We start from the raw sequence: 21,294 nt of genomic DNA on the forward strand, positions 1-21,294 counted from the left end.
AAGTAAATAGATTGGGCAGGACGATATGAACAGCCACTCATTTTTAAAGTTTGGGGAACAGCAAAATTACTCTTGTCAAACTGTATTAAAATATACTATTGCTCGCGAATTAGAAACTGATAGTGACGATAATTCTGCTTTTGGTGACAGTTACTTACGCTTTTGTGCTTTAACGTCGGCTCAACAAGGAGATTATACTGAAGCGATCGCGCTGTTGAGTCAACTGATTAATCGCCACCCGCACAATGCAATTGATTACAACAATCGGGGATTAATTTACTTTCAAAGCGGACAAAGGCAAAAAGCTTTTTGTGACTACAACAAAGCGATAAAACTAAATCCTAAATTAGCTAGTGCTTATAACAATCGGGGAAACTACTATGCGGCGCGTGGAGAATTAGCAGCAGCGATCGCTGACTATGAGCGAGCGTTGGATTTGAACCCTGGTTATGTTAGAGCTTGGCTGAATCAAGGTATTACCTGGCGCGATCTGGGTGAATATGAGAAAGCTATTGATAATTTTGAGATGGCATTGCTCTTTGAGCAACTAGAAGGACACATTTTCGCGGAGCGTGGTAGAACTTATCATTTGTGGGGTGACTGGAATTGTGCGATCGCTGATTACCGCCGTGCCCTAAATTTACTACCTTTGTCTTGCACCACAACGAAAGATCCAAGCTGGCGTTTGCGTTTGCAAGTCGAAAGTTGGTTAAAAGAACTTACTTCTGTTTCGCATTTTAAATAGGTAGATTTGACACACCTGTATTTTATGACGACGGGACAATTACTATTTATTTAATCCGTTGTCGCCACCTTTTTTCATACTTTTTTAGCTATTTAAGCAACTATATTTTGATTTAGATATTCAAAATCAAGCTTGCTGTCATAGAGCTGAGTTTAAAATAAGTTGAGCTTTTTCAGAAATTTCTGGAGTTTTGAATTTGGCTATGGATGATTGCGTTACTTTCGGTAAAGTTTTAGCTAATAAATAGCTTTAAACAAATCATCTATTGCGATTCACTATTAGCTGTTAGCTTTTTTAATGACTAAGTAATTTATAAATAGCTCTCAGCCGATAAATCTAAATTAACCCCAATTCTCAATCTGAAATATTAGCTTACTTAATTTGATGACTCTGCTTGTTTAATTTCAGCGGTTTCCTGTTTAATCAGAACGATAGGATGCTGATTTGGAGCTAATCGATGTGATTGCTCTTGCATAATAGCTTTAGCTTGACTTGGATCGAAATTACGGCTAAATTCGGCTTGCAATTTACTTACTCGCTCTTCCATGAGCTTGACTTCGGTGCGGATTTCTCGCAACTTTTCTTGCTGTGATTGATGAAATGGCAAAAGCTTTACTAAAGCTGATATTGCTACTGCTGAAATTAAAACGTTAACTCCGATTTTGGCTGTTGTTTCTAGTGCCAGAACTTTGTATGAACGCTGTCGTAGATGTCGTTTGGGACGAGGAACAACTCGGCGTTTGGGTATTGGCTGTAGCGGGGATCTAGACGGTTGAAGTGCATTCATAAGTACTAAAATAGTCTCCCTGATGGAATTGAAGCTCTGTAAACAATACTTTTGTAGTGTTTACGATTTTGTTTAGCTGTAATATTACTTTATTTTTCCCAATTTGCTACACATATATAGCAATTTCAAAATAAACCTGGCACACAAAAGCGATATTTGCAAGTGCTTGACGGTATTTAACCAAAAGTACTGAGCAACTACACCCTTGAGTGCCAGGTGGCTAGGGGCTAGGGGCTAGGGACTAGGGGCTAGGAAGAGGACAAGGAGAGAAGATGTGAGTCACAATCCTTTCTCTTGTCCCCGCATCCTCTTCCCGATACCCAATCCCCAATCACCAATACCCAGTACCCAATCTCTATTTATAAAGTTCTGTTGCTAACCGCCAAGCCAAAAAGCCTGGAATTAGCGCCACTACCAGAGCAATGTAGACTTGAGTATCAGATATAGACATGGTTTAAAGCCTCCTATTGATCGGTTTGTTTACTACTTTTCCCTGTTTTGTCTAGATAGGGGAATAACTTGTTACAAGATGAAACAAATTGGTCATTAGTCATTAGTCATTGGTCATGAGAAAAATTTATAAAAATATGGGATTGTACTTAGGTATAGACTTTGGTACTTCTGGTGCGCGGGGTGTGGTGATTGATGAAGAAGGGAATATCCAACATCAGGCGCGATATCCTTTTGGAATGTCTTCTGACTCAAATTTAGCAAGAGACTGGCAAGTAGCTTTATTTAGCTTGCTAGAACAAATTCCTGGGGCAATACGGCAAGAAATTCAAGCGATCGCTATTGACGGTACCTCTTCCACTGTTTTGCTATGCGATGCGGCTGGTAATCCTGTAAGTGCGCCTTTGCTATATAACGATGGACGGGGTGCAATTATGCTGGACAATTTGAAAAGTGTAGCACCTCCAAACCATACTGTTTTAAGTGCGACATCAAGCCTGGCAAAATTGCTATGGATGGCACAACAACCTGATTTTGCCCAAGCTAGATATTTTCTACATCAGGCGGATTGGTTAGCATTTTTGTTGCATGGGCAATTAGGTATTAGCGATTACCACAATGTTTTAAAGTTGGGTTATGACGTGGAAGCGTTGAAATACCCAGAATGGCTGGAAAAACTAAAAATCCCCATTCATTTACCCCAAGTATCTACCCCTGGAACTTCCATAGCGGAAATACATCCTGAAATTGCTATGCAGTTCCGTTTTTCACGCAATTGCCTGATTTGTGCTGGTACTACAGATAGCATTGCCGCATTTATTGCCAGTGGCGCGAAATTGCCTGGTGAAGGGGTAACATCTCTTGGTTCTACACTGGCTCTGAAATTATTGAGTCGTACCCGTGTCGAAGATGCCAGGTATGGAATTTATAGCCATCGGTTAGGCAATTTGTGGCTTCCTGGGGGTGCTTCCAATACGGGTGGTGCAGTGCTGCGGCAATTTTTCACGGATGCTGAGTTAGAAAAGTTTAGCCGGGAAATTGATGCCACTAAAGCAAGCGATTTGGATTATTATCCCTTGCTCAAAGCAGGCGATCGCTTTCCCATTAACGATCCAAATTTACCGCCGCGACTGGAACCACGCCCAGATAGCCCTGCAGAATTTCTACATGGCTTATTAGAAAGTATTGCCCGGATCGAAGCACGAGGTTATGAATTATTACAGCAGTTAGGAGCAGATAAATTAAACTGTGTGTATACGGCAGGTGGTGGAGCAGCAAATGATACCTGGACAGAAATCAGGAAACGGTATTTGCAAGTGCCTGTGGTACGTCCGTTGCACACGGAAGCAGCTTATGGAACGGCTGTTTTAGCCATGCGTGGGATGAGAGAATAGGTGCGATCGTATCCCATCTGCCTCAGTCTTTACTTATAATTATCTTCTGTCCCGTAATTGAAAATTATTCCGTGACTACAACCCCCATTCCCCCGAATTCTTCAACTACCCATCGCCCCGATCCCCAAGGACGTTTTGGTCGTTTTGGCGGTAAATATGTACCAGAAACGCTCATGCCAGCTCTGGCAGAGCTAGAAACAGCGTACCAGCAATATCGTCATGAACCAGGCTTTGTTGCAGAACTGCAACAATTACTACACGATTATGTAGGACGTCCTACCCCTTTGTATTTTGCTGAACGCCTCACCGCCCACTATGCTCGTCCGGATGGAACAGGGGCGCAAATTTACTTAAAGCGTGAAGATTTAAATCATACAGGTGCTCATAAAATCAATAATGCCCTCGGCCAGGTGTTGCTGGCAAAGCGCATGGGCAAACAGCGGATTATCGCCGAAACTGGTGCTGGACAACATGGAGTAGCAACTGCTACTGTTTGCGCTCGTTTTGGATTGCAATGCGTAATTTATATGGGCGTTCACGATATGGAACGCCAAGCTTTGAATGTATTTAGAATGCGATTGATGGGAGCAGAAGTGCGTCCGGTGGCAGCGGGAACAGGTACGCTCAAAGATGCCACTTCTGAAGCAATTCGGGATTGGGTGACAAATGTAGAAACAACTCACTACATCTTGGGTTCGGTAGCAGGGCCTCATCCTTACCCAATGATGGTAAGAGATTTTCATGTAGTGATTGGAAAAGAAACTCGCGCCCAAGCAATCGAAAAATGGGGCGGTTTGCCTGATATTCTCATCGCTTGTGTGGGTGGCGGTTCCAATGCCATGGGATTGTTCCACGAGTTTGTCGATGAACCGTCAGTACGGTTAGTAGGCGTGGAAGCTGCCGGAGAAGGAGTTAGTACAGATAAACACGCTGCTACCTTGACAAAAGGACGCGTTGGTGTATTGCATGGAGCAATGAGTTATCTATTGCAAGATGACGATGGACAGGTAATTGAGGCGCATTCGATTAGTGCCGGATTAGATTATCCTGGTGTGGGGCCAGAACACAGCTTTTTGAAAGAAATTGGCCGTGCTGAGTATTACAGTGTCACAGATGAAGAAGCTTTAGCCGCATTCCAGAGACTTTCGCGGTTAGAGGGGATAATACCAGCATTGGAAACCGCTCATGCGATCGCCTACTTAGAAAGCCTGTGTCCGCAACTTAAGGGTAGTCCCCGCATTGTAATTAACTGTTCTGGACGTGGCGATAAAGATGTGCAAACGGTAGCTGCAAGGGGACTAGAGACTAGGGACGCTTAGGCTAGGGACGCTTAGGCTAGGGACAAGGGATTAGGAATAAAGAAATCTTAAATACCCCATCCCCGATACCCGATACCCAATCCCCAATGAAGGGGAACAACTAAGCATGAAGCAACGACAAACAACTAAAACCTTGTTGTCAATGTCAATAGCTTCGCCAAAACCCAACACCCTAGAAGGCTGTCGCTATACGTACCAAGGCTGCCTCCGCAGCCTGTAAGGATTTCAGCCCACGGAGGTGGGCTTTGTTCTTGTAGCCCCAGGCTTCCAGCCTGTGGGCATTTCTGGGGTAACAGGTTGTCTCCAGCAAACTACTGCACAACAAAGCATAAAATTATACAACTCTAACTAGATGTTCAGCGGCATGAAATTCCAACTGTTCTTAGCCTCTTTATTTTCCCAGATGAAAGGACGCCATTGGTGGTTTGGTATCATTTTATGGATTGCACTAATAGCACCAGCACAAGCATCTGTAATCTTGCGCGTCGCGATTGAGCGGGATGTCAATCAGGTAAAAGTTGGCAGTTCCACAACTGCGATCGTCAAGGATGGTAGCGGTAAGACTCTGGGACAATTGCCGGCGATGAATTCATACTATGCCCAAGCGGTTCCTGGCGGCGTTGCTTTGGATAGGTGGAAATCTCCTTTATTTTGGATTGAACCTGAAGGTAAGGGATTTGTTTATATAGGCGATCGCTGGTATCGAGGCAGAACTTTAGTTGTTCCCACAGAAAAAGGTTTAACTGCCGTTAACTGGGTAGATTTAGAAGAGTATCTCTACAGCGTGCTCGGTGGCGAAGTAGACGCCAGATGGCCACAAGAAGCCCTCAAAGCCCAAGCGATCGCCGCTCGTACTTATGCCCTTTACAAGCGAGAAAAAGAACGCAATAATCCCATTTATGATTTAGGAAAAACTCCCGATCGCTGGCAGATTTACAAAGGCGTAATTAGCGAATCTCCCACTACCTATGCTGCTGTCGATGGTACAGCCGGGAAAGTTCTCACCTACCAAAATCGAATTATTCTCTCAGCTTTCCATGCTTGTTCCGGTGGACATACTGAAAACGTCGAAGATGTTTGGGGAAACCCTCTGCCTTACCTGCGTGCAGTGCCAGACTTCGATCAGAATATTCAACAGTGCAACTGGGTGAGAAGCTTTTCTCCAGCGGAAATTAGTGCGAAATTTCCAGAAGTAGGCAACGTCAAACAGATAATTCCAGAGAAGCGATCGCGTTACGGTAGTGTTAAAAGCTTGAAAATCGTCGGCGATAAGGGCGAAAAAATGCTCAAAGGCGAAGAGGTGCGTACTGCCTTAAAGCTAAGAAGCACGCGCTTTAATGTCTCCAACGGCAATGGTGCTTTCATACTTCAAGGACTCGGCTTTGGTCATGGTATAGGCATGAGTCAATGGGGAGCCTATAATTTGGCTAGACAGGGAGCCAACCACCTGCAAATTTTGGGACATTACTACAAAGGTGTAGCTCTGTCGCCAATTAAGGTGAAATGAGGGGTTAGGGGCTAGAGGCTAGGGGTTAGAAGAGGACACGGGGACAATGAGAGATGGGGAAGATGGGGTAGCTGGGGGAGTAAACGTGAATAACGATTCTCCCCTTTCTCCACGGCAGTTGCTACAAGTCTCTTAACCCGCAAGGGCGCACTGCCTCCCCTGCTGCACATCTCCCCTTGCTCTCTTCTTCCCTCTCCTGCTCCTGGTGCTTCTTTCCTAGTCCCTAGTCCCTAGTTCCTAGTCCCTAGTTCCCTTCCTCAAGCCGCCTTTGCCATTCAGCGTCAATTTGTGCAGTATTCTCAACTTCCTGCTCTAGTAAATCAGTTTCAGTCGAGTACACTAAATCTTCTTTACCGATAAATTTTTCCGCTGCAAACTGTTTTGCATAAGCAATTTTTTCTTGCAACTGGGGATCTGGGCTTTCTAATACCATTGCTCGTGCTTGTCGTTGGCGATTACGTTCGGTAATTTTGCGATTGCGCCACTGAATCCAGAAATAACGCACTAATGGTATCGCTAAAAAACCTGTGCCGTAACCTAAAAGCAGCCAGTAAAACCCTTGTACAAAAGCGACTAGCCCACCCAAAGCAGCGGCGGCGGTGCCATCTCTCAACAAACTTCCCAAAATCAAAGCACCAACAAAATTGACTGCGCCCAATCCAGCACTCAAGAGAATTTGCCCAGAAGAAGCGGCGCTAAAACGCCAGCGGAATTCTTGCAAATAGGATTGTAATGAGCGACGACGCTTTTTTGTGACACTAACTTGTAATTCTGGAAAGTGATATACAATCTGTCCTTGAGGACTTACTTCTGGACGTCCATTAAAGCGAGTGAGTACGGGCAACATATAGTCCTCATACTCTTGTTGATAAGTCTCACCAATATCATCCAGGTAAGGCGCGATTTGTTCGGCTACGACTGCACCTTGATTGTTGCGAATCACCGCAGCAATTTCTTGCCAGCGCCGCTCTTCTAGGTTAGCGTTGGGATTGCCATCACCAAACAAGAACGAAAACACAGATTCCAAGAAATTCAATTTGTTTTCTCTTTGTTCTCGTTGTCGCTGGTAGGAGTAAGTATCATAATTGGGGCTAAGATACCAGAATAAATTTGGGAAATAGAAAAAACCTCCTCCAAAATCACCGCCGCGATCGCCACTATCACGATCTGAATTAGCAGACATAATGATAATGAGAATGGCGATATAAATTAAGGCGATAGAAACAATTAAGAAAATGCCAAAGGAAATACGAATTACGTAGAATAGCACTTTCCAGATTTTTTTCCACCATTCCTGCAGCTGCAACCGCAAATATTTATTGCGTAAAATATCCCGAAAATTTCGCGGAAAGAGGTAAACAATATCACCTGTTTCTGCAACCTGCATATGTCCGCCAGCTTCAGAGGCAAGGGCTAATAACCCTTGATTGGCTATTTCAACATTCAATCCGGCTTGGGTTGCCACATCTCCCACAGTGACGCGGTAACCCAATCGTTCTACAGCTTGCATAATGGTGGGATTGAGAGCCATTGCTCTTCCCTCCTAATGAAAAGAACTCTCCTTTTCTTAGTTTGACATTCTACTCCCATATCTGGTGGTGGGTTTTTGGGTAGTTAACTCGCCATTTAGGACTAGGTGCAAGATATGATTTTACTCGTGTGAGTCTCTCCTTCTGCAAGGCAGTAAGGGGATCTTGAACAGAGGTAATTGCTTCTTGACGGAATTTTAATGAGGGGGTTCGCAGTACTTTTAAAGCTCTTTCCAAACTTGAGACAGCCCGATCCAATTCTGAACTGGATAATTGCTTGATATCCTCTTGCAAACTCAAGCCGATGATACTCACAGCATAAGCCGCAGTGTTGCGAACTGTTTCATCTGGATCTTGCAAACGAGTAACTAAGGCAGGTAGAGCAGGTGCAGAGGGTGTGCCAATATAGCCTAAAGCAGAGGCTGCATTCACCCGCATCCACATATCTTTATCTTCTAAGGCTTTGATGAGAGCAGGTACAGCAGATGCCGCATCTTTTCCCATCGCGCGTAAAGCATGGGTTGCGCTGTAACGTTCCCATTGCTTATCGCTATTTAAAGCGCTGATAAAGTAAGGAATGTAGGCTTTTCTGCCAATTTTTTCAATCGCTTGGACTACATAAGAACGAACAGTAGGATCTTTGTCACCAATTGTTCGCATCAGAACAATTGCAGCTTCGGATGCAGCTGGGCCAATTTTACCAAGAGTCATTGCTGCACCAGCACGCATTTGGGGATCGCTATCCTGCAAAGCTTTAATTAAGGCGGGAACAGCGGGCTTGCCTACAGATGCTAAATAATCTACCGCAGCAGAACGTTGTTGGGGATTCTTTAAGCGTTGAATATAAGAGTTAATTTGTGTTTGTGATTGTGCCCAAGTAGAATTGAGTGCTAGTAAAGGTGATGACAGGCACAAGCAAGCGATCGCAACATGGAAGCGCAGTTTATAAGTATATCTGTTCATAGGCATCATTTTGGGTTTGGAAACAAGTTTTCAGTTGGTTGCGATCGCGCTTAGGTATAGTAAAGACAAGTACAAGTACGCAATTATCAAGGGCAATCCAGCCCTCGCCACGCTAGCACACACGACTTGAAAACCGACATGACTGTTCCGATGTTTCTATAGAACTCATATTAAAAAATGATGCTTGCTTTTATTTTTGCCAGACTACTAATATCACTCCAAGAACGATAAAGCTCAAGCCTGCAAGACGCACAAGGGGAATAGCTTCCCTAAAAATAAAGTAACCTAGCAACACTGAAAAAACATAAACTAGCGATATGGAAGGCCCGGCAACGCTCAAATTAACTCTAGTTAAAAGGAGTATATAGGCTAAAGCGCCTAGAGCGTAGCAGGTTAGCCCTAATAAAAGTTCGGGTATTGTGACAATACTAAGAATGTGATTGATGGTATTCGCTATGTTAACTCTGCCTAACTTAAGTGCCCCAGCTTTTAAAAAAAATTGCCCTGCTACACTAGCTAAGACTGACATTAAAAGTAAAACAAATTCTTGCGGTGTCACAGAAACATCCTTTAAAGTAATTCATTTTAGAGAATATCTAAATGGCTGCTTTTATTCAATTGTTTAGGAGGGGTTCGGCAATACAATTTTTTTATTTTTACAAAAAACTAGCGAGAAATAATCTCTACAGGAATTTCTAGAGGTTTAGCATTTTTATCATTAAACCAAGCAACATACTCTTTTACCATTGTTAAAACCAAAGTATATTTTCCTGGGTTATCAGGCAATTTTAGGGTTGCGTTCAATTTGATTAAGCCACGCACAGGCAGACTTCCTGGCAAGGGAGTACGTTCACCGTCGAATACAATTACTTTGCCATTATCATCTAGCCAGTGATAAGAAAGATTAACAGGATTAGTACCTGCATTCTTCCAGACGAAATTACTAGTGTTTTTTACTATCAGCGGAATTTTGACTGTTTCACCGCTCTTACCGGATTTAAATGGCTCCATTATTTGGATCTCTTGAGCAAATTGGCGGTTATCCTCCACTATTACCGTAATAAAGGAATACTCAACATCACTATTTTTTGGAAACTCATTGACTCCTTCAGCTATCAAATCAAATATCAGTTTGTAAGTTCCTGGCTCGTCAGGAGATAAGATAGAAGCAATGGCATTGGTTGTTTCATATTGTTTAGGTGTACCAGAAACATAAAGCCTTACCTCTTTGACTAGCTGGTTATTTTTGTCAAAGAATTGACATCTTACACGTACCTCACCTTTTTTAAGAGCAGACTCATAACCAAACCATCTTGATACACCTGTGTTTTCAAGTTCAGCTTTAAAAATTTTTTCAGACCCTATTCCAACTGAAATTAAGGAATTAATAGGTTGATTTTTTTCGTCTAAAACTTGTTTAATGACTCCACTCAAACCTTGAACATAAAACTCATTATCTATAGGTGGTTTAATAATTTTGTGAAACAAAGCATTTGTATGTCTTGCTATTTGGGTATCTTTTAATTCCCAAAATCGGTATTCATAAGCAGCATGATTTGTAGGAATGGGAATTGAATCCCAATCTCTACCTGGTGAAGAACCAAAAGCACCTACAGTTTGAGTGTACACAGAAAAAATTAAAATAATTGAAAATATGTAACCACTTCTAAATCCTTTATTGCATTGTTTTATAAATTTATTACCTAAATAATAATTAATCAAATAACAAGTTGCAGGCAGGATATCAGTCATGAACCTTGGTCCATAACACCAACCAGCGGACCAAATTTTGTAAAAGCAATAACTAAAAAACAAAAATACAGAGCCGATAGTTAAACATCCTATCAATTGTTCATCTTTGCCAAACCTTAACTTAAAAACTTGATATGTTCGTCATCCACTATAATGATTTCACAATCTTTAACTGGAGATGCTTTGACAGCTTCAACTACCTGGCAAATAGTCCCCATTTCATTAAAACAGGGAATAACTACAGATAACTTCATTTCAGCTATTAACTCCTATTGCCCACACCACACACATTATTTGTTTCTGAAGTAAAATCTTTAAGTTCGTTCTAGTCTTTCCTGATTAATTATTCAATCATCTGATTTTTTCAAAATTTTATAATACTATGGTTATTTAATTACATTAAATTATCTTATATATCGAGTAAATAAGTGAAGTATTAGCATAAGAAAAGTTTACACCTAAACATTATGCATATCTGCATAATGTTTAGTAATTTTAAAAACATTATCTGTCAGGGCTTTCAAGGATTTAATTGGTGGGACGATCACATCTTGAACATCGCTGTCATCTGCTGTATTTGATAATTTGTTACTTAGTTACGGCATAAAGGTAGCTTATCCACCATTTACCAGATGAAAAGTCTTGCTGAATATCTACGACTTTGCCTCCACAATCATTAATCAACTGTAAAACCACTTCTTTAGGAACGCAATGCATTTCCATACGTGGCACAAAATGCTGATTATTAGCTCTTTCTTGCTTAGGATTTGTAAGCTTGCGGTAGAAATTTAAAATTATATTACCTATGTCCTTACCTTGATTTACTTCTTCAACTTTGACAGGAATTTTAATTGTTTTAGAACCCTTGTCCTTAAACCAAGCTACTCCCTCGTGAACCATATCTAGTTCTAGAATATAGTTACCTGCTTCTTTAGGAGTAGAAATGGCGAGCATAAATTCGACTTCTTCTAATGGCTGCAAACTCTTTAACAAAGGTTCTCTCCCATCATCATTGACAACAATTTCTCCAGATTCATTCAACCAATGGTTACCTAAATTAATGTAGTGTTTTTCATTAGACTCTCCAGAGGATTTCCAAGTAACATTACTAAGATTTTTAACTTTGACTTTAATAGTAGTTGTGGAACCAGGTTTTACAATATTCAATGGTTCTTGCAAAGTAATCTCTGCCCTGTATGCAGCATCTTCTAAACTCTCAAGGTTTTCAATAGGAGCTAATTCACTTGGAATTTGAAAAACTAGTAAACCGTTAGGGGCAAGAATTCTCACAAATTCTTTCAAATAGTTCATGCTATACTCTGGCATGATGTGTTGAAGAACTATTCTCGAATAGATAAAATCGAAGTAGTTATCATCATAAGTTCTCAAGTTATCTGAGTCATTAACATAGTATTTACATTTTTGTTGATAGCGATTATATTTGTTGGCAAGTGCAATCATTGACGGAGCAATGTCTACACCAACACATTCATCGAAGTAACGGCACAGCGCTTGAGTGAGCCTGCCAACACCACAACCAAAATCTAAAGCTCTTTTTCGCGAGTAAGAAACGCCTAATTGCTTAAGATATTTCAAAACACCTTCGATTTCTTCTTCACCCGACTTAAAAAACTCCTCTAATTCCCACTTATTCCCTTTTTTTGCTGGATCGGACAAGATTGACCAAAGAGGATCTTGTTTGCCAAATTCATTCCAATGTTTTTGCAACTCATTGATTTCCATAATTTTTCTCCTATTTGTCTGCTCATGAAAAGCAGAAATAATGACAAGATTTTCTTAGGCGTATTTAGTATTATTTTCTTCTAGACAAGATATTAGATTACTTAAATATTTATTGATTGTAGTTTGTGTAAAAAAACTTCTTCTTTTTCGCTGTGCAGCGATCGCTTTTGTTCTTAGTGATTTATCCTTAACAAGCAACTTTGCCAGTGCCGCTACTTGCACCAAATCTTCCTTACTCGTGAACATTAGCCCAGCTTCACCTAATGTTTCTGGCACAGCACTGCTTTTATAAGCTAGAACAGGAACATCAAACCACATTGCCTCAACTAGTGGCACGCAAAAACCTTCATGCTCGCTCATTGACCAAAATAAGTTTGCAGTTCTATAAAATGCTAATAGTTGGGCATCGTTAATTTTTCCTGGAATCATTACATATTGGCTCAAATCCAAACTTTTAATAATCTTCATTACATGACAATAGTATGGATCGTTGATGTCGCCGCCTCCCACTAAAATAAGTCGTGCTTGGGCGTCCATTGTCAGGTAATGGTCAAAAGCTTTCAATAAATCGTCTTGACGCTTATTTGGCGAGAATCGACCTACAAACAGCAGATTAGTTTTACCATCTTGTAATTGCTGCATTAATGCAGCATCCGCAGGCATATCCCATTTGCTAGGGTTAACAGTGATAGGTAAAATTCCCGGTTGAGCAAACCCAGATGCGATAAGTTCATCTGCATTGTAAGCAGAAACTCCTACTGATAAGGGGAAGTGTTGAGCTAATTGTTTGAGATCGGCTCGACCTTTTTCTAGAAGTTGGGCAACCTCTGGGCGATATGGTACAAAAAACTCAGCCGGTGTAATGTTGTGATAAATTAGGCATTTAGCACCTGGATGAGCGATCGCATAATCTGTAACTTCACAACCAATTGAGTGATGATAAATTAACCCTGCTTGAGGACTAATTTTTTGTGGCTGAAATTGTTTTCCCTCATCAGCAACTGCCGGATCTAGATGTTCGACAAAAATATCTGACTTATACCCTAAATCGCGTAAACGGTCTCTAATTAATCGGGCTTGATTAGAAATTGCATCTCCATAGGTAAAGCCAGCTAATAATTGATGAATTTCTTGAAGTCTTTTTCTTTGTGACTTGTTGGAAACAGTAGTTGGTTTTTCAGATAATCCAAGTACAGTTTCATAACGATCAATTACTTTATCCCATACTGCTTTTTCTTGAGCATAGGCTTGACCATTTGCTCCATAAATTGCCAGATACTCATCTCCAATCTGGTCAACTTTCGCAAATAATTCAGCCCATTGAGTTTCTGTTCTTGCTAGCCAGCCCCCTTTTGAACTTTCAACGGCTAGTGCAGTTGCTAAACAATCTTGATGGACAGCAACAGGTCGTTTGTAAAACCAAGCTTCCATGATGACGCGAGAGTAGCTTTCATTCCGACTTGGTTGGAACAAAGCTAAACAATTGGCTAGTAATGTTTCTTTCTCATTTTCTTGTACTAAGCCTAAATCAACCACACCGGGAATAGAGCCATTAAAAGATGTATTACCTGGCCCAGCAAGAACTAATCTTAAATTAGAGTCTGGATATTTCTGCTTAAAAATTGCATAGGACTTGACTAAAAAATCTGTATTTTTTGTTGAATCTCGACGACCAAGGTAAAGGATAAAACGCTCTTGCTTGACTGGAAAATCACCTACATGGGTAAGAGTAGGATCGTAATGTTGCCTAGCCTCCACACCTTGACCTACCATAATGCTTTTTGGAATAATTCCCGGACCATACATATTAAATGCCAGTTGAGCCTCGCCCTCACTATTAAAAAGTAACCCCTTTGCTGCATGAAAAATTTTAGTAACTTGGGGCAAGTAAGCATAAACTTCATTGTGCAAACAAGGTTGTAAGAAGGCACGCTCGGCAACAATCGGCAATCCGTTCAATATCGGGCCATAAAGATAGGGTAGAAATAAAAATGCTTGATATTTTTCTTGATGAATTTCTAAGTAATTTTGCAGCTGAGTAGAATTTATATTTTCTTCGCAAAATATAGCAGCTTCTTCTGGGCTAACCGGGTTTAGTCCAGGTTTTAGATCGGAAGATGGCAAGCTTAACATGAAGCTATTGACCCGATTGAAACTATCGGCATTGCGACGATCTACCTGAAAACGTCTAATTTTTACACCCTCATCCTGGCTTAATCCGGCTTGCAGGTGGTTAACTCCCCAGTCATCAAAGAATGATTGACAACAAGTTGTCAACACCTCAACTTTATGTCCTCTACTTGCAAGGCGCGTGGCTATTTGCCAAGCTTGTTGCTCTGCTCCTCCTTTTAAATTTTTACCGAACCATGTAGTTACAATTGCCAACGGCTTCATATCTTGTATCCAATTACTGCATAATCACGAGAACCAAAAAACCAGTTGTGAAGAGTCTGCGAACCAGGATTTTCTTGATTAAAAGGACTGTTTTCTACAGGATTTAAATACAATAATTTGACATTTGACAACCCTTGATAATTTACCAAAAACTGAACCATTTCTGGGTGGAGTGGATTTAAATGTGTTGGATCTGAATAAAAGTCACACGCTCCTACCAGTAAATTTTGAGGATTTGGCGTTTCAAAAATTGCTAATCCATTTGGTTTGAGTACTCGTGCTACTTCACCAAATAACTTCATTAACAGAGGAAATGGCAGATGTTCAATAATATGAAAACCAGTAACAGCACCCAAGCTAGCATCTGGTAAAGATTGCAAGTAAGCCATTGCTTCGGATTCTATCACTTCAAGTTCCCTAGCTCGGCACTGGTCTACCATTACTCTGTTGATATCTATTCCCTTTGCTGTATATCCATGCTTACGCATCAACTCTAGCCATTCACCCCGACCACATCCGACATCTAAAATAGGTGAATCCTGGGTACCTATTTGAGCATTAGCAATTATAGGCAAGTAGACCTGCAATTTTTGAGTTATTTCTTCACGAGCGCCTCGAAATCTATCTTCAAAAGCTGCATAGAAGCCATCTAGTGAATGCTGATTTTCATTCACAAAAGTTTGCAGTTGTTCTTGAGTGAAAGGTTGTGGCAAGCGTTGCCGTGCCTCTTCTAAAAACAGGGTAAGCAATCGCTTTTGCTGGCTGAGGTCATTTTTCAGATAACTGTCGTTTTTAACATAACGCTCATTCAGTCCTTGGAACTGAGTATCAATAGCACCTAGATGCCCATCTATCCCTTGCACTTGATTATTCATAGCATCCAAGTGCTGTTGGATATCACTAATCTTGCTACTGATGCTATTCAAGCTATCATCCCTCGCTTGATTGCGAGTATCCACAGTACTTAAGCGTTGATTTAATCCTTCAAGGTGAGTATCTACAGCACTCAAGCGTTGATTTAGTTCTTCAAGGCGAGTGTCTACATTACTCAAGCGTTCATCCAGTTGCGATCGCAAAGTTGCAATTTGTACAATTAATTGCTTATTAAGCACTATAGACTCTTTGAAAGCATTGATTAAATTAAAGTTTACTTCTCTTTGATCCTTAAATATAAAATTTAGTATTTTCAGCGCTAATTTCTGTATTCCACGGCTGAAATTATAAGGAAATCGATTTAAATTATCGGGCCACTTCGTGCGGACAATAGCTCTCGATTCTGCATTTTTAACCAAACCCTCCATTTGGCTAATATTCCAATTCAGTTTTGAGGTTTCAAAATCGAAGTTTAAACTACTTTGCTGAACTTGACGAGAGCGATATTGACGCTTTGCTACCTCTTCTTTAACCTTCTCCATCAATTCATCAGTATTAATTTCTGGATTATTTTTATCAATCATTTTATTTGGTAATACTTATTATAATTTATAAAATATTTTTCTTTTACCAATACCAATATTTCTATAATTTTAATCTATCTTGTTGATATTTCTTTGATAGTTTTTGCAGGAATACCAGCTACCACATGATAACTAGGAACATCATCTTTAACTACTGCACCGGCCGCTACTACGGAATGCTTGCCAATCTTGCATGGCCCGATCACTGTGACATTACTTGCTATCCATACGCCTTCCTCAATTAAAATGTCATTCCCTTCTGTCGGAAAATCATACATTCTTTCCTTGCCAAGTTTATTATAATCATGAGTTCCAGTGATTAAACTGACATTATGTCCAAAAAATACATCTTCACCAATATAGATATTTCCAGAAGATAAATTGAATAACGCATTATTTACAATACAACTTTTTGATAATCTAAGTCTTTGAGGATCGCCATAAACTAGATGGTGGTTTAAAATTACATTCTTGATCTGCTCGTCAAATTCTCCCTCAAACATATATTGCTTAATATATTGTTCTATATAAGTTTCAATATATGACTTGAACCACCTTTCTAAACGAGACTTGAAAACTTCTTTTATTATTTTGTACATAATGTATCCTCAGCCTCCAATAGACTTACCTTTCTACCAGAAACTTGAAATATCCCATCTACTAAATCATTTACTGCTGCTTGTATACTAATTGCATTTTGAATCCAATCCAGCATTTCTAAATTTTCATGAGGCCCATCTCCAAATGCTATGTCAAAGGCATAATTGCCCCCAGCTAGATGAGGCCAAATAAACTCGAATTCAACTGTTGCTCTACCTATCTCTGACTTAGATGTCCAATAATCAGTAAAATTTTTGTCTAGCATTTCAGTACTCCAGCCTGATAAAACAGTGCGCAATCTATCAAGTAGAGCAATACCAACATTGGGCTTTCTAACTTTGTCATGCCTAAATGTAGTAATTCTGACTCTGACTATATCACCTGGGTAAACTAAGGTAATCGGCTTATCATCTGCTCCAACTAGACAAACAGCTTCAATTTCTGCACGACCTGTACCAAATCTTTCATATCCAGAAAATGCTATATATGTCTTGTTAGTAAAAGGATTTACTTCTTTAATAGTAATTTTACTAATATCTATTTTTTCATCATTTAAACTCGGCGACATATGCTCTCCTAAATTTATATGTACTGCAGTTCTCTTATTTACTTCTTCATGAATCCAAGCTTGATAATGTTTGCACACCTCAGCAGGTTTTCCAGAATCTACAATTACACCTTGATTAATCCAGATAGCTTCTGAACAAAGACGTGATACAGCTCCTACATCATGAGATACAAATAAAATCGTCCCACCAGCATCTTGAAAATCTCTGATTTTTGCCATGCAGCGATGTACAAAAACACCATCTCCTACGGCTAAGGATTCATCTACAATCAAAATTTCAGGGTTAACATTAATCGCTACTGAAAATGCTAAACGAACAAACATCCCACTAGAATATGTTTTAACTGGCTCGTCGATAAAACTGCCAATTTCAGCGAAACTTGCGATATCATCAAACTTAGCTTCTATTTCTTCTCGGCTTAAACCTAAAATTTGCCCGTTAAAAAAGACATTTTGCCGTCCTGTAAACTCTGGATTAAACCCACTACCCAGTTCTAGCAATGCTGAAACTCGGCCGTTTACAAACACTTCACCTGTAGTTGGTGTCAGAGTTCCTGCAATAATTTGCAGCAATGTACTTTTGCCAGACCCATTTTGACCAATAATTCCTACAGTTTCTCTTTTGGGAACTTTTAGGTCAATATCTCGCAGTGCCCAAAACTCCTGTGCTCGGCTCTTTCCAGGTAGTAAAATTTCCTTTAGCCTATCTACCGGACGAGCATATCGCTTGTAGCATTTTGAGACATTCTTGAGTGAAATTGCAATCTCCCCCATACCGCCACACGTTACTTCAATCTAAATGTGTTATATCTGACAACTTCAAGACATCCTGTGTACTACCCTGTTTTTCAGTAAATTGGATGCAGCTACTCACAGAACATCAGCAAACGCCGGACGCAAACGCTTGTACACCCAAAATCCACAATAAAACATAATTGTAGATACTAGTAAAGCAACTCCCCATTCGCCCCAATGCTTAACTTCTCCCCCTAAAATTATGTCACGATAGACTTCGGCAATAGTACCTATTGGATGCAACCAAAATACCCAACCTCGCCAAGCTTCCGGAATCGCTGATGCTGGGTAGACAATAGGTGCCAAGTACAACCAAATGTTTAAAATAACTGCTAATGTCTGCGGAATATCTCGTAAAAATACTGTTAATCCTGCCGCCAAATATCCTAAGCCTGAAGTAAAAAGCAGTTGCGTCAGCCAGACTAACGGTAAAAATGCCAAAGTTGGATGTAAAGTATGAGAAGTTACTGCCACAAAAAAAATCAACGCCATTAAACCAAAAGAACTTTCAATAAACGTTGATAAAACTGGCACTAGAGGCAATAAAGCTAAGGGGAATACTACTTTTTTGACTAAATTTGGCTGTGCCACCACTGAATTTGCTGACTGAATTAAACCACTGCTAAATGCAATCCAAGGTAGTAATCCTGCAAACAGCCACAAACCAAAGGTGAAGTTGTTTTCTGGTAAGTTCCTAAGATTCAGCTTCACTTTTAACACTACCGAGAAAACGTAAGTGAAAATCAATAACTGTGATAACTGATTTAGCAAGGGCCATAAATTACCTAACACAGAACCCTTGTAACGTGCTTCTAAATCACGACGCACGAGCGTCCTCAGTAAGTCGAACTTTGCCCACCACAACTCTTTGATGGGTAAGTAACGTCTCAGCTTTCCTGTCTTACGGATAACTCCTCGCATCGTTCGCAACAATTCCTGTTTCCTCTCTCACAACCTACACACAAAATTCCTTTCAATGAAGCTGACTAGCTATGAAAGTTCCCGTTGTATTATCAAAATAATTGCTAAAAAAGAGTCTGATAGAAATTATCTTCGGCATTATACAATAAAGTTAATAGAGCTAGCGTAAGATATTACTGTATATCTTCAGTCATTATTCATCCTATTTATACTTTATATGACTGAAATCTACGCTTTTCCAAATAATTAAAAATCTCAAGCAAACGTTCCATCTGTGTCTTTAGGATAGCAGTGTAAGGCTAATTTAAATCCACTGTCCTTTTTAGCCCCGCTATTTGAGCCTCAATGACTCAGTTGGATCTTGCCTTAGAAAAAATTCTGAATACCAATTCTGCATGAAGATGCGCTGACGCGCAATAAATAAAAACGTAGACGCGGAGCGGCTACTTTCAGAAGCCACTTCGTGACTACCCGCAGGGTAGAACACAAAGAGAAGAGGTATAGAGAGAATTTGGCACAGCTTCACAAAGAAACGGTATAAGGCACTTTACTAATGCGACACAACCATTAAAATATGATGATTAGCCAATTAATTGCTGGCTTTTAAGCTTGAGAACCTCCCTTTTTATCGAATTTAGGGGAGATTGATAATAATGCTTCTAGTCTCAGTTACTTCATTTGTGCCTTGCTAAAGTCAAATTTTGATCGTAGCAAGCCAGTTTTGTTCCTGTTGAGTGGAACTTACCCAGAATACTCAATTACGGAGGTTTATAAAAGCTGAGTATTCGCCGTCTGGAGCATAAATACCAATGGGCAATCAATTATTGACTCCACTTCCAACATTAATTCACAATCATAATCGTCTAGACCCATTGCTTACTCTGCGTGGGTTTGCCTGTTTCATGGTAGTTATTTTTCATTGTCTTCCTCCTAGAAATTCAATTATCTATAAAGGTTACGATTTGAGTTGGTTATTATGTAGTAACGGAATGGTAGCCGTTTGGATTTTTTTTGTTCTTTCTGGCTATCTAATGGGAAAAGCTTTTTACACTCATCGATATACTAATGATGTACCAGGAGTTATCAATTTTTGGCGAAATCGCGCTCTCAGAATTTTTCCTCTTTACTATTTCGCTGTGTTATTTTTAACTGTTTTAGTTTATCCAGATTGGATGAGAATCGAAAATTGGGGTTATTTAATTAGGGTATGTACATTTACATATGACGGTTCACCACAACTACTGTCAAATCTGAATTTTAATGGCGTTTTTTGGTCGCTTTCAACAGAAGTTCAATTTTATGTAATCGTACCATTTATATATAGCTATTTTAAGCATCGTTTATTGAATCGAAAACAAGTTATCTTATCAATTTTATTAATATTTTTTACTATATTTATTACTCGTTGTATATTCTGGATAGCATTTAGAGATGAAATGAGCGATAAATTTTCATATGTCTTTAAATATTGGTATGCTCCACTATTCACTAATTTAGACTTATTTTTATGTGGATTTTTACTCAATGCTTTGTTAAGTAATACAAAATTAGATTACGAGATAGGAGTTAACGGAAGAGAAGATAATAAATCAAATAACATTTTTCTAAATGTATCTAAAAAAAATATCGCTTTAATTTTGATTTTTCTACTTTATTTATTTACAGCACATCACTTCTATCATCAAGAATTGTTTAATTTGCCAGAGCGCTTGGGCAAAGGATTTAGAACAACTACAACTATTTTTATTTTGCCCTTGGTCACTGCATTAGTTGTCTCTTTCTTTATTTTTACATTTGAATACTATGAGTATAATGATTTTACAAAAAATGAAAAATTATCATTTAGAATAATTATTAAAAATCCTGTAAGAGTTGTAGAAGTCTTCGGTCACCTATCTTATGGAATATATATTTGGCACGTACCAATTATTGAAAAAGTTACTCCTATATTCACATCAAAAATTCCAATTGAAGCATTCTATGGAAGACTAATAGCAACATTTTTTCTATCGACAGTGTTAGCATCTGTAAGCTACTACTTGATTGAACTTCCATATGCAAAAAACAAGATTTCCAGACAAAATGAAAATTAAGTAGATTACTTGCATACTCACTATCAGTTTGACATCGCACAATAAATTATTGCTTCACTGAGCCGTTCATAGTATTTACTTTATAAATCAGTTTTTAAACTATCTGGATCGATTCCTAGTAATCTTAACCGTTCTGCCACTGTTGCGATCGCTGGGGCATTAGTCATTGGTTAATGTTTAATCCCCGTATCGCCTTTTCCCCGTGTCCCCTTGTCTCTCCCTCTCCCACTCTCCCCCTAGACACCGGATTCCGCTACACTGAGTTTTGGATTATTGC

Annotated in this window: 18 protein-coding genes; 5 read left to right on the top strand and 13 right to left on the bottom strand. The window is 39.7% G+C overall.

The genetic code is table 11. From position 1 onward, the window contains the following. Window positions 1–25: 25 nt before the first annotated feature. Window positions 26–745 carry a tetratricopeptide repeat protein gene (locus UYC_RS0123990; RefSeq protein ID WP_016874759.1) on the top strand — a complete coding sequence of 240 codons (720 nt, stop codon included), beginning with the start codon at window positions 26–28 and terminating at the stop codon, window positions 743–745. A gap of 376 nt (window positions 746–1,121) precedes the next feature. On the opposite strand, the gene UYC_RS0123995 is transcribed toward UYC_RS0123990, so the two are convergent. Then, entirely contained in the window at window positions 1,122–1,532 is a 411-nt protein-coding gene (locus tag UYC_RS0123995) for a slr1601 family putative cell division protein (protein ID WP_016874758.1), read from the bottom strand. A 355-nt stretch (window positions 1,533–1,887) separates the two neighbouring features. Continuing rightward, on the bottom strand, window positions 1,888–1,983 hold the full coding sequence (gene psaM, locus UYC_RS0124000) for a photosystem I reaction center subunit XII (protein WP_016874757.1): 96 nt from the start codon (window positions 1,981–1,983) through the stop codon (window positions 1,888–1,890). A 136-nt stretch (window positions 1,984–2,119) separates the two neighbouring features. Between psaM and UYC_RS0124005 the strand changes: the two genes are divergently transcribed. The 3 genes from UYC_RS0124005 to UYC_RS0124015 all read left to right on the top strand — a co-directional run bounded on the left by UYC_RS0124005 (window position 2,120) and on the right by UYC_RS0124015 (window position 6,202). Continuing rightward, entirely contained in the window at window positions 2,120–3,376 is a 1,257-nt protein-coding gene (locus UYC_RS0124005; protein ID WP_016874756.1) for an FGGY-family carbohydrate kinase, read from the top strand. A gap of 71 nt (window positions 3,377–3,447) precedes the next feature. Next, a complete protein-coding gene (gene trpB, locus UYC_RS0124010) occupies window positions 3,448–4,695 on the top strand; it encodes a tryptophan synthase subunit beta (protein ID WP_016874755.1) in 1,248 nt (415 codons plus the stop codon). A gap of 352 nt (window positions 4,696–5,047) precedes the next feature. Continuing rightward, complete coding sequence (locus tag UYC_RS0124015) at window positions 5,048–6,202, top strand: SpoIID/LytB domain-containing protein (RefSeq protein ID WP_016879694.1); 1,155 nt, start codon at window positions 5,048–5,050, stop codon at window positions 6,200–6,202. Between the two features lie 244 nt (window positions 6,203–6,446). On the opposite strand, the gene UYC_RS0124020 is transcribed toward UYC_RS0124015, so the two are convergent. The 11 genes from UYC_RS0124020 to UYC_RS0124070 form a co-directional block, all read right to left on the bottom strand. Continuing rightward, window positions 6,447–7,733 (bottom strand): hypothetical protein, encoded by a 1,287-nt coding sequence (locus UYC_RS0124020; protein ID WP_016874753.1) that lies wholly within the window; start codon window positions 7,731–7,733, stop codon window positions 6,447–6,449. Between the two features lie 49 nt (window positions 7,734–7,782). Next, the gene (locus UYC_RS0124025) at window positions 7,783–8,700 is read right to left on the bottom strand and encodes a HEAT repeat domain-containing protein (protein WP_016874752.1); all 918 of its coding nucleotides are present in this window, start codon (window positions 8,698–8,700) and stop codon (window positions 7,783–7,785) included. 184 nt (window positions 8,701–8,884) lie between these two features. After that, window positions 8,885–9,253, bottom strand: coding sequence for an EamA family transporter (locus UYC_RS0124030; protein WP_026087466.1), 369 nt, complete (start codon window positions 9,251–9,253; stop codon window positions 8,885–8,887). A gap of 107 nt (window positions 9,254–9,360) precedes the next feature. After that, the gene (locus UYC_RS0124035) at window positions 9,361–10,446 is read right to left on the bottom strand and encodes a COG1470 family protein (RefSeq protein WP_016874750.1); all 1,086 of its coding nucleotides are present in this window, start codon (window positions 10,444–10,446) and stop codon (window positions 9,361–9,363) included. Window positions 10,447–10,562: 116 nt separating this feature from the next. Continuing rightward, on the bottom strand, window positions 10,563–10,700 hold the full coding sequence (locus UYC_RS36790; RefSeq protein WP_016874749.1) for a glycosyltransferase: 138 nt from the start codon (window positions 10,698–10,700) through the stop codon (window positions 10,563–10,565). Between the two features lie 334 nt (window positions 10,701–11,034). Further along, window positions 11,035–12,189, bottom strand: a complete 1,155-nt coding sequence (locus UYC_RS0124045; protein WP_016874748.1) for a class I SAM-dependent methyltransferase — start codon at window positions 12,187–12,189, stop codon at window positions 11,035–11,037. Window positions 12,190–12,243: 54 nt separating this feature from the next. Continuing rightward, entirely contained in the window at window positions 12,244–14,583 is a 2,340-nt protein-coding gene (locus UYC_RS0124050; protein WP_016874747.1) for a glycosyltransferase family 4 protein, read from the bottom strand. Further along, window positions 14,580–16,040 carry a class I SAM-dependent methyltransferase gene (locus tag UYC_RS0124055; protein WP_016874746.1) on the bottom strand — a complete coding sequence of 487 codons (1,461 nt, stop codon included), beginning with the start codon at window positions 16,038–16,040 and terminating at the stop codon, window positions 14,580–14,582. Before UYC_RS0124055 ends, UYC_RS0124050 begins: the two co-directional genes overlap by 4 nt. A gap of 74 nt (window positions 16,041–16,114) precedes the next feature. After that, a complete protein-coding gene (locus UYC_RS0124060) occupies window positions 16,115–16,639 on the bottom strand; it encodes an acyltransferase (protein WP_016874745.1) in 525 nt (174 codons plus the stop codon). Beyond that, on the bottom strand, window positions 16,627–17,982 hold the full coding sequence (locus UYC_RS0124065) for an ABC transporter ATP-binding protein (RefSeq protein ID WP_016874744.1): 1,356 nt from the start codon (window positions 17,980–17,982) through the stop codon (window positions 16,627–16,629). The genes UYC_RS0124060 and UYC_RS0124065 overlap by 13 nt, the downstream gene beginning before the upstream one ends. 96 nt (window positions 17,983–18,078) lie before the next feature. After that, on the bottom strand, window positions 18,079–18,924 hold the full coding sequence (locus tag UYC_RS0124070; RefSeq protein WP_016874743.1) for an ABC transporter permease: 846 nt from the start codon (window positions 18,922–18,924) through the stop codon (window positions 18,079–18,081). Between the two features lie 809 nt (window positions 18,925–19,733). Here UYC_RS0124070 and UYC_RS0124075 point away from each other — a divergent pair. Further along, window positions 19,734–21,017 (top strand): acyltransferase family protein, encoded by a 1,284-nt coding sequence (locus UYC_RS0124075; RefSeq protein WP_016874742.1) that lies wholly within the window; start codon window positions 19,734–19,736, stop codon window positions 21,015–21,017. The last annotated feature ends 277 nt before the right edge of the window (window positions 21,018–21,294 follow it).

Source organism: Chlorogloeopsis fritschii PCC 6912, from assembly GCF_000317285.1.
Classification (GTDB): domain Bacteria; phylum Cyanobacteriota; class Cyanobacteriia; order Cyanobacteriales; family Nostocaceae; genus Chlorogloeopsis; species Chlorogloeopsis fritschii.